8 protein-coding genes and 1 pseudogene are annotated in these 12,542 nt (G+C 60.9%); 4 read left to right on the top strand and 5 right to left on the bottom strand.

Going from position 1 to position 12,542, the window contains the following annotated elements; all coding sequences use genetic code 11:
* Positions 1–143: 143 nt before the first annotated feature.
* Together MA884_RS28125 and MA884_RS28120 are read left to right on the top strand one after the other, a co-directional pair.
* A pseudogene (locus MA884_RS28125) lies at positions 144–1,220 on the top strand (cache domain-containing protein); the annotation flags it as partial.
* Positions 1,221–1,337: 117 nt separating this feature from the next.
* Positions 1,338–2,123: a methyl-accepting chemotaxis protein gene (locus MA884_RS28120; protein ID WP_371134823.1), complete on the top strand. Its 786-nt coding sequence runs from the start codon at positions 1,338–1,340 to the stop codon at positions 2,121–2,123.
* Positions 2,124–2,328: 205 nt separating this feature from the next.
* Here MA884_RS28120 and MA884_RS25065 read toward each other — a convergent pair whose 3' ends face one another.
* The 5 genes from MA884_RS25065 to MA884_RS25045 all read right to left on the bottom strand — a co-directional run bounded on the left by MA884_RS25065 (position 2,329) and on the right by MA884_RS25045 (position 9,479).
* Positions 2,329–2,793 (bottom strand): SRPBCC family protein, encoded by a 465-nt coding sequence (locus MA884_RS25065; RefSeq protein WP_256233034.1) that lies wholly within the window; start codon positions 2,791–2,793, stop codon positions 2,329–2,331.
* A 32-nt stretch (positions 2,794–2,825) separates the two neighbouring features.
* Positions 2,826–6,383: a non-ribosomal peptide synthetase gene (locus MA884_RS25060; protein ID WP_256233033.1), complete on the bottom strand. Its 3,558-nt coding sequence runs from the start codon at positions 6,381–6,383 to the stop codon at positions 2,826–2,828.
* A gap of 10 nt (positions 6,384–6,393) precedes the next feature.
* Positions 6,394–7,326, bottom strand: coding sequence for a diiron oxygenase (locus MA884_RS25055; protein WP_256233032.1), 933 nt, complete (start codon positions 7,324–7,326; stop codon positions 6,394–6,396).
* Complete coding sequence (locus MA884_RS25050; RefSeq protein WP_256233031.1) at positions 7,323–8,099, bottom strand: DUF3050 domain-containing protein; 777 nt, start codon at positions 8,097–8,099, stop codon at positions 7,323–7,325. The genes MA884_RS25055 and MA884_RS25050 overlap by 4 nt, the downstream gene beginning before the upstream one ends.
* A 687-nt stretch (positions 8,100–8,786) precedes the next feature.
* Positions 8,787–9,479, bottom strand: a complete 693-nt coding sequence (locus MA884_RS25045; protein WP_256233030.1) for a GntR family transcriptional regulator — start codon at positions 9,477–9,479, stop codon at positions 8,787–8,789.
* 273 nt (positions 9,480–9,752) lie between these two features.
* Here MA884_RS25045 and lapG point away from each other — a divergent pair, with 273 nt between their 5' ends.
* Both lapG and lapD read left to right on the top strand, forming a co-directional pair.
* Positions 9,753–10,376, top strand: coding sequence for a cysteine protease LapG (gene lapG, locus MA884_RS25040; protein WP_371134822.1), 624 nt, complete (start codon positions 9,753–9,755; stop codon positions 10,374–10,376).
* A gap of 14 nt (positions 10,377–10,390) precedes the next feature.
* Complete coding sequence (gene lapD, locus MA884_RS25035; RefSeq protein ID WP_256233028.1) at positions 10,391–12,337, top strand: cyclic di-GMP receptor LapD; 1,947 nt, start codon at positions 10,391–10,393, stop codon at positions 12,335–12,337.
* The last annotated feature ends 205 nt before the right edge of the window (positions 12,338–12,542 follow it).

Here is a 12,542-nt window from a genome sequence, read left to right as displayed (position 1 = left end):
AGGCCTGGATATCACAAATGATAATAGGTCGCATTGTCATCAGCGGTCAGTGAATTTGCAACCACCGTTCGACACACTGTGTCCTTCCGTCGTCCATTTGTTCAAAGGGCTAATATTTTTTTAACTTTTGCCGACAGCGTTGTATGCGTGCACCAAAGTGGAGCAGACCAAAAGTCCGCCCGCGCTGTGACATGAATGCTGCAACCGGAATGCACCCCACTCCCTGCATAAGAAGCCTGTCGATGAATCTGAAGTTCAGCCATAAAATCCTGCTGGCCGCCTCTGGTGTGGTCGTTCTGGCTTTTGCCCTGTTCACGCTCTACAACGATTATCTGCAACGAAACACCATTGGCAGCAGTCTCGAATCCTCCATCCAACAGTCTGGCGACCTGACGGCCAGCAGTGTCCAGAACTGGATGAGCGGCCGGGTGCTGGTGCTGGAAAACCTGGCGCAGAATATTGCGCACCAGGGCGCGGGTGCCGATCTGCCGGGGCTGGTGGATCAGCCGGCGTTGACGTCGAATTTCCAGTTCACTTACGTGGGCCAGGCCAACGGCGTCTTCACCCAGCGCCCTGACGCCAAAATGCCCGACGGCTACGACCCGCGTCAGCGTCCCTGGTACAAACAGGCGGTCACCGCCGATCAAACCATGCTGACCCCGCCCTACATGGCAGCGGTCGGTGGCCTGGTGGTGACCATCGCCCTGCCGGTGAAGCACAACGGTGAACTGCTCGGTGTGGTGGGCGGCGATCTGAGCCTGGAAACCCTGGTGAAAATCATCAACTCGGTAGATTTCGGCGGCATCGGCCATGGGTTTCTGGTCAGCGGCGACGGGCAGGTCATCGTCAGCCCGGACAAGGACCAGGTGATGAAGAACCTCAAGGATATCTATCCCGGTACGCCGGTGCGCATCGAGAAAGGCATCCAGGAAGTTGAGTTCAATGGGCAGGATCGTATTCTTTCGTTTACTCCGGTCACGGGCCTGCCGAATGCCCAGTGGTACATCGGTCTGTCGATCGACAAGGACAAAGCCTACGCACCCCTGAGCCATTTCCGCACATCGGCGCTGATTGCGATGTTTGTGGCGGTGGCGGCCATTGCGTTGTTGCTGAGCCTGTTGATCCAGGTGTTGATGCGTCCTTTGACCACCATGGGGCGCGCCATGCAGGACATCGCCCAAGGTGAAGGCGACCTGACCCGGCGTCTGGTGGTACAGGGCAAGGATGAGTTCGGTGAGCTGGGGAGTTCATTCAACCAGTTCGTGGAACGGATTCACGCGTCGATCTCGGAAGTGTCTTCCGCCACTCGACAGGTGCATGACCTGTCGCAGCGGGTGATGACTTCGTCCAATGCCTCGCTCATCGGCTCCGACGAACAAAGCGCCCGCACCAACAGCGTGGCAGCGGCCATCAACCAGCTGGGCGCCGCGACCCAGGAAATCGCCCGCAATGCCGCCGACGCCTCGCAACAGGCCAGCGGCGCCAGCGAGCAGGCCGATGACGGACGCCAGGTGGTGGAAAAAACCATTCAGGCGATGACCGAGCTGTCGCAAAAGATCAGTCTCTCGTGCACCCAGATCGAAACCCTGAACGCCAGCACCGACAACATCGGGCATATCCTGGACGTGATCAAAGGCATCTCTCAGCAAACCAACCTGCTGGCGCTGAACGCCGCCATCGAAGCGGCCCGTGCCGGTGAAGCCGGGCGCGGGTTTGCGGTGGTGGCCGATGAAGTGCGCAACCTGGCGCACCGCACCCAGGAGTCGGCGGAAGAAATCCACAAGATGATCACCTCGCTCCAGGTCGGCTCCCGTGAAGCGGTGACCACGATGAACGCCAGCCAGCTTTCCAGCGAAGAAAGCGTGGAAGTGGCCAACCAGGCCGGCCTGCGGCTGGTCAGCGTGACGCAGCGCATCGGCGAAATCGACGGCATGAACCAGTCGGTGGCCGCGGCTACCGAAGAACAGACCGCCGTGGTGGAAACCCTCAACATGGACGTCAGCCACATCAACCTGCTGAACCAGCAAAGCGTCGCCAACCTCAATGAAACCCTGAGGGATTGCGATGCCTTGTCGCAACAGGCCAATCGCCTGAAGCAGTTGGTGGACAGCTTCAAGATCTGACCTCAGCCGACATCACCGCCAACCGTGCTGCCGTCTTCGCGAGCAAGCCCGCTCCCACAGGGGATTTGTGGTGGATGGGGATCTGCGAACGACTCGGAAAATTGTGGGAGCAAGTCTTACCCGCGATGACGGTGGCACAGCCGGCAGTGATGCAAGCTGACCCATCGCTATCGCGAGCAGGCTCGCTCCCACAAGGGAGTGGTGTTTACTTGAAGATCACTTGCACATTCCCCATAGCCTCATCGGCAAACCCTTGCAGGAAATCCCGGAAGCCGGACGGGGTATGTGCATCGGTGTGGTCGGCGATGATGGTCCAGGTGGCGCGGCAGCGGTTATCCGCCAGGGGCTCGACGCGCATTGCCGCCCACAGGTTGTCGATGCCCAGGGTGTTGTAGATCAGCGTCCAGGTCATGTGCATGGCCTGGTCATCACGGCTGTTGAGTTGTTCCACCACCAGATTTTTCCCGTCGCGGAAAAACTTTTTGCGCAGGGACCTCACGCCCTCACCGGTCATTTCGATGTGATCAAGTGCCGGGATGAATTGATCGAACCCCGCAAAATTGCCCACCACAGCCCAGACGTTCGCCGCGTCGGCGGGGACTTCCACTGACGTTTCGACGTGGCAGGCGTGGGGGTTCTTGATCAAGGTGTCGGGTTGAAATGCATTCATGGTCTTGCTCCTTTTTTACCGTTGAGGGTGCTTCAGATGAAATCGATGGCCTTGAGGTAATCGGCGCCGCGACGCAGCAGGGCCGGGGACTTTTCCGGGTAGCGGGCACCCATCTGCCGTACGCCGGCCCGGGCATTGGCGTGGTTGATCAACGAGATGTCGCCGATGTCTTCCTCGAAGCCGTTGAGGTAGAAACCCAGTACGCCGAACAGCGCATTGTCGGCATCGACCCGGCCCAGTTGCCGTTGCCAGTCAGCAATGCTGACCAGCGAGAACTCCCGGCCACTGTCACGAAACGACGCCACATAAGCGTCCCAGCTCAAAGGCTCGGGGTTGTGCAGGTTGAACACCGCCTGCATCGGCTGATAGCGACTGGCGTGGAAGGCGATGAAACGCGCCAGGAAGTCCACCGGCATCAGGTCGAAATTGAGCGACAGTTCCGGCACCTGACCAAGCTGGATCGAGCCCTTTAGCATCAGCATCAGCCGGTTTTTGTGGGGCTGGCAGACCCCGGTCAGGCTGTTGAAACTGATGTTGCCGGGGCGAAACAGATTGACCCACACCCCGCGATCCCGAGCGCGCTGCAGGATCCGCTCTCCGACCCATTTGGACAGGTTGTAGCCGTTCTTGATGTAGATCGGTGGCGTCTTGGCGGCGGGCTGCTCCAGGACCTGGCCGTCGGCATCCAGGGCACTGGACGCCGACAACGTGGAGACGAAGTTGAAGATCTTCTTGCTGCGCCCTTCACACAGGCGCAGGCATTCGAAGATCGGCTCCACGTTGTCGCGCGCCAAAGACTCGTAGTCGAGCACATGATTGACGTGGGCGGCGTTGTGGACCAATGCGCCGAAGGTGCGGTCGATGCGGGCATAGACATCGTCTGGCAAGCCCAATTGCGGTTGGGTGATGTCGGCGGCGTAGACACTGACGCGGCTCAGGTCCAGGTGGTTCAGGCGATTGTCCCGCAAGGCCTGGGCGAAACGTTCGGCCGCGCTTTGTCCACCGGACTCGCGCACCAGGCACGCAACTTCTGTGGCACCCCAGGCCAGCAAGGCTTCGACAATGTGTACCCCGAGAAAACTGTTGGCGCCGGTCACCACCACCTTGTGCACATCACCGCACTGGCTGACAGGCAGCGGCTCGAGATTGAGTTGCGCTTCGGCATCGATCAAGGCCTGGGGGCTGAGGGTCGATGCGCTGGTTTGCTCAGGATCGTCGAGCAACTTGGCCAGGGTCATCAGCGTGGGCGCTTCGATGAAACGATTGATCGACAGGCTGCGCCCGAAGGCCTCGCGAATCCCCAGCAGCAGTTGCGACAACAGGATCGAATGGCCACCGAGATTGAAAAAACTCTCATCGGTGGCGATGTCGTCGACCGGCAGCTCCAGCAACTCGGCCCACAGTTGCCGCAACTGCGTTTCCAGAACGTTCTGCGGTTGGCGTCGCTGGGTACCGACCTGCACTTGCACCGCCGTGGCGAGCAGGGCCCGGCGATCGACCTTACCGTTGCTGGTGTAGGGCAGGCTGGGCAATTGCACGTAGGCCACCGGGTGCATGTAGCTGGGCAGCGCGTTTTGTACGTGCTCGCGCAAAGCCTGGAGGGCGGCGCCGGTTTGCTCTTCCCGGGGGTGAACCAGAAACGCCAGGATCCGCCGCCGCTCATCGACCCCCACCGCTACTTGGCGAAACAACTGGCTGTCGCGCAGGCAATGCTCGATTTCCTCGGGTTCGACCCGAAAGCCACGGATCTTCACCTGGTTATCGCGCCGGCCACCCAGTTCGATGCCGTTGTCGGTCCATTGGGCGATATCGCCAGTGCGATAAACCCGCAGTGTTGGCCCGCCGGGCAGCGTCAGGTTGAGGTAGCGGCTCGCGGTCAGCACCGGGTCGTTCAGGTAACCGAGGCCGACCCCAGGCCCGGCGATGTACAGCTCGCCCGGTGTGCCTTGGGGCACCGGTTGCAGTTGTTCATCCAGAATCAGCACCCGACCATTGGCGATGGGCACGCCGAGGTTGCGGTTGTTGTCACCGACAGCGAATTGCCGAGTGGTAGCCAGCACCGTGGTTTCGGTCGGGCCGTAGATGTTGTGGAAACGGCACTGTGGTGCGAGCTGTTCGATCACGAACGGCTCACAGACATCGCCGCCGGTAATCAGGTGCGCCAGCCCCAACGGTGCATCCAGCGGCATCACGCTCAGCAGGGCGGGCGGCAGGAAAGCGTGAGTGGCGCGCTGTTGCTTAATCAACGCCACCAGTTGCTGCGGATCGCGACGCTGGTCTTCGCTGGGCACCACCAGCGTCGCGCCCTGGATGAAGGTCGGCAGGATATCCAGCAGCGACGCGTCAAAGTTGATGGTAGAGAACTGCAACGCCCGGCTGTCACGTTGCAATCGGACGTAGTCGCTATACCAGGCGCAGAAATGGCTGAGGTTGCGATGACTGAGCAACACGCCTTTGGGCTGGCCGGTGGTGCCGGAGGTGTAGATCGCCACGGCCGGTTCGTCGCTGTCCACCGTGCGGCGGATCAACGAGGCCGGGATGCCTGGCGTGGGCGAAGGCAGCCGATGGACATTCAGCGTTGGCAGCGACAGGTCGTCCAGGTCGCTGTCGCCGTCGTGCAGCAGCAGGTCCGCCTGGGCATTTTCCAGGATGAAGCGTCGACGTTGTGTCGGATGCTGCGGGTCCAGCGGCAGGTACACCGCCCCGCAACCCAGCACCGCCAGGATCGCCGCGTACAGGTGCGCGGACTTGGGCAGGCACACACCGATCACCTTGTGGGAGGAAGGCCTGTGGGAGGAAGGCTTGCCCTCGATGAACGATGATGCGGTTTGCTTGAGAGCATCGGTGTCTTCATCGCGGGCAAGCCTTGCTCCCACAGATTCCTTTACAGGTCCTTTCCCAGATTCCCATCCAGGTCCGGCGCTCTTCAGCATTTGCAGCATCGGCTGTTGCAACCTCAGCGCCAGGCGGCGCAAGGATTGGTAGTCGATGAGTTGTCCGTCGACCCACAGGGCCGGTTGCGTCGCGTCGTCGAGCATGCGCTGTTCGATGCTGTGCATCACCGGCACCTCGGCGGCGGCCAGCAGCCAGGGCACCGGCGGCCGATTGAGGCGGTGCTCGAACGCCAGCGGCTCCAGCGCATCGAGTCCGAGCAGCGGTTGGTCGACAGCGTCAGCCTGCACGGTCGGCCAGTGATCGAAGCAGGTGTCATCCCGGGATAACTGGCTGACCAGCCGTGCGCCGGTCTCGACCAGTGTCGCCAGCGTACGCTGGCGCAAGGACTGACCATTGCCATCGCGTTGCGGCGCGATCACTTCCTGGCGCAACAACCGCTGCGCACTGTCGCGGAATATCACCACCGGTTGTGGCAATACCTCGCCGGGTAGCGTGCGCAGCGCCACGCGCACCTGGAGGCATGAGCGGGCTTCAATGGCCCGCGATGTCGTACCGTCGTCGATCAACAGGTCGACCGCGCCGTGGCTGGCCGGCGATTGCCGGTCCACCACACCGTGGCCGTGCAGTTCGAGCTCCCGGGCCAGGTCGATCATGGCCTGGCTTGTGCCAGACACTGCAATTTCGAGGCGTCTCATGGGTGGATCCTCATGGGGTCAGATAGTCGGCCAGGGCGTCGCGCACGCAGGGGGACGCCAGCATCGAGCTGCTGCGAAAAAAGCGCGTGATATTGCCCACCAACGGGTGAAAACGATTGATGGGATACGCCAGCGCACTGGCCTCTTCACGCATTGACTGGCGCACCGATTCGTCGACGGGCAGGTGTGCGATCAGCTGGAAATCGAACGCCTGTTGCAGGTCGCTCGCCAGGTACTGGCTGATGAAGCCGGGCATCAATCGCGCAATCGCATCGCGGTCGGCTTCGGGCGCGCTGCGCCAGTAGATTTGTACCAGTCGCGTCCAGAAACCGGAGTGCCGACCCTCGTCCAGCAAGTGGTCGGCCATCAGGCCCTTGATCGAAGCCTTGACCGAGTCATCCCGGGCGAATGCCGCCACCTCGTTGGTCACGGTGTTCTCGGCAATGGCGATGCAGATCAGCTCCACGGCGCTGCGCAGATGCTCCGGCGCCTGGGCCAGCGTCGCCGGTATGGCGCGGCTGAGCTCGATCTGATCGGGCAAGGGGATCGGCGCGATGCCAGTCATGTCGATGGTCTGCTGCATGAAGTCCATCGCCACCAGTGCGTGATAATCCTCGTCCACCACCACCGTCATTGCGTCGTAGCGACAGGCGAACGGGAACTCGATGCCGAAGCTGTTCTTGGCGATGCGCCGGGCGGTGTGGTCCACCAGCTCAGTCTCGAAGATCACCACATCGTTGATGAACTTGTAGAGGCTCTGTACCAGCACAAAATCGCGCAGTTGCGGGCAGTGGCTGAGGAAGGTCTGGCTGTGCACCAGGGGTTGACGGCTCATGGGGAAGATCAACTTGTTGTCGTCTTCGACCCGGCGCCGTGGCCGGGTGCGGATGGTGGCGCGGCTTTCCCAGGCGTCGGCGAAGGATTGGTATTCGACGGCGTTCATGGCGCCACCTGCGCAAGCGGTTGGACCATGCTCTGGCGTAACCCGTCCCACAGCGCGGTGCGGCTTTGGACGGCGGCGAGTGCGGCGGCCAACACCTCGGTTTCGCGTTGCGGGTCGCCATCGATCAGCCGGGCCAAGAGTTTTTCCGCTGCCGGGCCGTGGTCTTCGGAATCGACTTCGATGTGCCGCTGCAGGTAGTAACGAAACGTCGGCGCCTGATCCAGGCCGATGCCCCAGGCGTCCAGCATGCGCTGGAACATCTGCGGGATGACGCTCTCGCGACCATGCACGAAGGCGGCGGCCACGCTGTGGGCCGGTGCATGCAGCGCCGTTTGCAGCGTCTGGCGGACGAACCGGGCCGCCGCCGGCTCCACTTCGACGCTCTCCAGCGCCGTCTCGGGGCTGACGCCTTCCTGTTGCAGGGTGATGAACTGCTCAATGGCGCGGGTATCGGCGCCAACCTCCCGCATGGCGTCCAGATACAGTTCGAAGTGGCTGCAATAGCCGGCTCCGGGGCGATCATCCGATTCCTCGCCCAGGACGATTTCGTTGATCAAGCGTGCAGCGTGTGGGTCGGCTGGCGGCAACCAGGGCAGGTGGACACAGGTCAGCTCCCGTTGCAGCCGTTTGGTCAGTGACATGAAATCCCACACGGCAAAGACATGGCTTTGCATAAAGCGGCGTAACAGATCGATTGATGTTATTTCGGAAAAAACCGGGTGTTGGCCAAGGGCGTGTTTTTTCAGAGATAGTTGTTCTTTGGTTGGCAGCATCGGAACGTCCTCATCAATGATGTTTATTCGGAAAAGATACCCGGGCTTTAATAAAAGCGAGCGGGCGCCTGAACCGGAGTCCATAAGTTTCGAAAGTATTGAAGTGCTCGTCTTAACTACGCATTTATGGCATGTGAGCAAGGTTTTTCAGGCCTTGGCCATAAACGTAAGCGGTCGATAACGACTCGACGGATAAAAAACTAATACACGAAACAAGTAAGCGGCAAGTGATTTTTTAATTATTTAAAGAGGGGTTTTTATTGGGCGCGAAGAGGGGTGTTAAAACTTTCAATATAAGTTTTATTCAGGCGAAGCCGCTCCTTCCGATTGAAAAGTATCAGAATCGAAGAAGTTGAGTGAATGCCTCACTCGGAGCACTTCGGGGGACTGGGAAATAAGGAGTTTTTATTTTATGGGGGGGACATCGGTCGGACTTCCGATCATCCCGCCGGTTGGACGGTGCTCCTTGCGTATTGGCTTCGATTCGTCTGGCTGCGGCCAGGCGCTGACTTCTTCAGGTCTGTTTTTTAATCGACAAACGCAAGAGTGAGCCCAAATCGATGGCAGTGCCATTGAACTGATGGGGCGACAGGGCGAGGCAACGCTGCGGCCTCGTCGGGCGGGCGAGAAACCGTGTAGGAGGGATGTGTAAGAAAGTGATGCGCCCCTCAGGGCGCGGGTGTCAGGTCAACGGCTTGCTTGTTGTTCCAGATAGCGGCGGATGGTGACGCAGGCTTTTTCCAGATGCAGCTCCAGCAGGGCAACCGCTCTGTCGATGTCCTGGGCCGCAGCGGCTTCAAGCAGCGCACGATGATCGTCCTGGGTCAGTTTGCCCAAGCCCATGGACGACAGATGAAAGCGCAAGAAGCGTTCCTCCTCATTGAGCTCGCGCTCAATCAGGTCAAGCAGTTTGCTGTTGGGCGCCTTGTGATAAAGCGACATGTGAAACAGCCGGTTGAGCCGGCCGATTTCAGCGTGGTCGGTTTGGGCTTCCAGTTGCTCGATGTAATGGCCGGTCAGGGCCAGGTCCTCGGCATCGAGGAGGGGAATGGACAGGCGCAATGCGAAAGATTCAAGGACCGAACGCAGGGCGTAGGTCTCGATCGCATTGTTGGTGATCAACGGGGCTACCACGGCGCCTTTGTGCTGAACCACGTTGAGCAGTGATTGTGCTTCAAGCTGGCGCAGTGCCTCGCGTACTGGCATGCGGCTGACGCCGAACAGGTCCGCCAGTTCCTGCTGGCGCAGGGCGGTGCCGCAGGGCAAGCGCCCGTCGAGAATGGCCTCGCGCAGGGACTCTTCGATGATTGCGCGTGCCTGGGCAGCGGGAATGGGTCCGTTGACCTGGATAGTGCTTAGCGGTTTGGGCTTCTGTGTCACGACAACGCACCCTGACTGGTAGTAACAAAAATTGGATCCAAGCCAACGTTAGTTACAGATTGCCAAGCCGTCAAAATCTCGCGGCCTTGGTTCCTGAACTAAAGTTTAGTCTGCTTGCGGTGATCGCACCTTGCCATTGTCTTTTACCCGGCCAGGCTTCACCATCCAACGCATTTCCAACGGCTCTTTTTGGACGTATTTCCCTTGGCTGCACCTTTCCCTGTTACCAGGTCCTTGCGCTGGCTGTGTTCGGCATTGTTGCTGGCCGGCCTCATGCTGGGCGGCCTGCGGGCCGACTGGGACTTTGCGCAGATCAGCCGACGGGCGCAAGCGTTATATGGGCCGTTGGGCGAAGGGCAGCAACGGATCGATGCCTGGCAGCAATTGTTGGCGACCCAGAAGCAGACGCCGGAGCTTGAGCAGCTCAAGGTGGTGAACCTGTTTTTCAACAAACGGGTGCGCTACGTCGAAGACATCGACCTGTGGCGTCAGGTCGATTACTGGGAGACCCCGATCCAGGCCCTGTGGAAAGGCGCCGGGGATTGCGAGGACTATGCCATTGCCAAGTATTTCAGCCTGCGTCGTCTCGGGGTGTCCAGTGACAAGCTGCGCATCACCTACGTCAAGGCTTTGCGGCAGAACCGTGCGCACATGGTGCTCACCTACTACGCGACCCCCGACGCCATGCCGCTGGTACTCGACAGCCTGATCGACGGCATCCAGCCGGCCAGCCAGCGAACCGATCTGTTGCCGGTCTACTCTTTCAATGCCGAGGGGCTGTGGCTGCCGGGCGCCAAGGGCAACAAGAAAGTGGGTGACACCAAGCGCCTGTCCCGGTGGCAGGATGTGTTGAAAAAAATGCAGGCCGAAGGTTTTCCGGTCGAGACGACTAACTAGGAGCGCGCGCTCAGATGTCCTTGTTCAAACAGCTGTTGATCGCTATCTGTCTGTTCCTGGTGGTTGCCTTCAGCGGCAGCTTCATGGTCAGCCTGGAAAGCTCGCGGGCCCAGTACGTCAACCAGTTGCGCTCCCACGCCCAGGACGCGGCAACGGCGCTGGCGCTGTCCCTGACGCCGAACATCGACGACCCGGCGATGGTGGAGCTGATGGTCAGTTCGATCTTCGACAGCGGTTATTACGCGACCATTCGGGTGGTCGATGTCGCCACCGACAAAACCCTCGTCGAGCGCACCGGCACACCCGACGCCGGCAGCGTGCCGCAATGGTTCATCAACCTCATCGGCCTGGAGCCGGCCGGTGGCGATGCGATTGTCAGCCGTGGCTGGGAGCAGGCGGCGCGGGTCGAGGTGGTCAGCCACCCGATGTTCGCCCTCGCCAAGCTGTGGCAGAGCGCATTGGGCAGCCTGGGCTGGTTGCTGCTGTGCGGCGCGGTGAGCGCGGTGCTGGGGGCTTTGCTGCTGCGTCGTCAGCTCAAGCCGCTGGATTACATGGTGCACCAGTCCCATGCCATCGCCCGTCGCGAGTTCCTGAGCCTGCCGGAGCTGCCGCGTACCCCGGAACTGCGCCGCGTGGTGCAGGCGATGAACCAGATGGTCGAAAAGCTCAAGGCGTTGTTCCAGGAGCAGGCCGAGCGCAGCGAAAAACTGCGGGTCGAATCGTACCAGGACAACCTCACGGGCCTGGCCAACCGGCGGTATTTCGAAATGCAGCTCCACGCCCGGGTGAGCAACCCCGAGCAGGCCAGTTCCGGTTATCTGCTGTTGCTGCGGGTCAAGGACCTGGCCGGGTTGAACCAGCGGCTGGGGGGGCAGCGCACCGACCAGTTGCTCAAGGCTGTGGGCGAACAATTGCTGCGTGAATGCGCCCGCTATCCTGAAACCCACAACCTGGTGACGCGCATCCGCGGCGGGGAGTTCGCCGTACTGGCGCCGGGACTGGTGCGCGAGGAAGCGCTGCAACTGGCGCAGAACCTCGAAAGCGCGCTGGCGAGCCTGAGTGCCACCGGGGCGACTGACGTGGCTTCGGTGGCTTCCATCGGACTTGCACCCTTCGTCCATGGCGACTCGCCGCAAGCTGTGCTCCAGCTCGGCGACCAGGCCCTTGCCCAGGCCGAAAGCCAGGGCGAACCGGGTTGGGCCTGCCTGGACCACAGCGCTTCGGCCAGCGTCGGTGACGATCACCATGCCTGGCACACTTTGCTCGACCAGGCCTTGAGCCATCAGCGCTTCGAGCTTTACTTCCAGCCGGTGGTGGCCGCCCAGGACACCCAAGTGGTGCTGCATTACAAAGTGCTGTCGCGGCTGCTGGACGAGCAGGGCCAGGCCATCCCCGCCGGGCGCTTCCTGCCGTGGCTGGAGCGCTTTGGCTGGACCGCGCGCCTGGACCGTTTGATGCTCGAACAGGTGCTCAAGCAAATGGCCGGGCACGAACAAGCCCTGGCGCTGAACCTGTCCTCCGCGACCCTGGCTGATCCTCAGGCACTGAACAAAATCTTTGAGGTCCTGCGGGCCCACGCCAACCTCGGGCCGCGCCTGACCCTGGAAATAGGCGAAGAGCAGTTGCCGGAGCAGGCCGTGCTCGAACAATTGACCCGGCAACTGCGCGAGCTTGGTTTTTCCTTGAGCCTGCAGCGTTTTGGTGGGCGGTTCAGCATGATCGGCAACTTGTCGCGGTTGGGGTTGGCTTATCTGAAGATCGATGGCAGCTATATCCGCGCGATTGACCAGGAAAGTGATAAGCGCCTGTTCATTGAAGCGATCCAGCGTGCTGCTCACAGTATTGACCTGCCGTTGATTGCTGAGCGGGTTGAGACGGAAGGGGAGTTGGCGGTGATTCGTGAGATGGGGTTGTTTGGGGTGCAGGGGCAGTTGGTTGGGGAGCCTCGGCGTTGGGGGTGAGGTTTGTTGACCTTATGACCGAGTACATATCCATTGCTGCGGTAACGGCGGGTTATGGTTCCGCCCTTACGGCGGGTCACTTTTGGCAAACGCCCCAAAAGTAACCAAAAGGTCTTGCCCCACCACTCGGTGCCTCGCCTAGGCTCGGCATGCCCGAACGCAGGCATTGCTCCGTGGGCCCGCCGCGAAGGGCCATCCATGGCCC

This window comes from Pseudomonas sp. Q11 (assembly GCF_024494355.1).
GTDB lineage: Bacteria > Pseudomonadota > Gammaproteobacteria > Pseudomonadales > Pseudomonadaceae > Aquipseudomonas > Aquipseudomonas hefeiensis.
The sequence above is the reverse complement of the archived record's forward strand: the minus strand, read 5'-3'. Positions and strand labels throughout refer to the sequence as shown.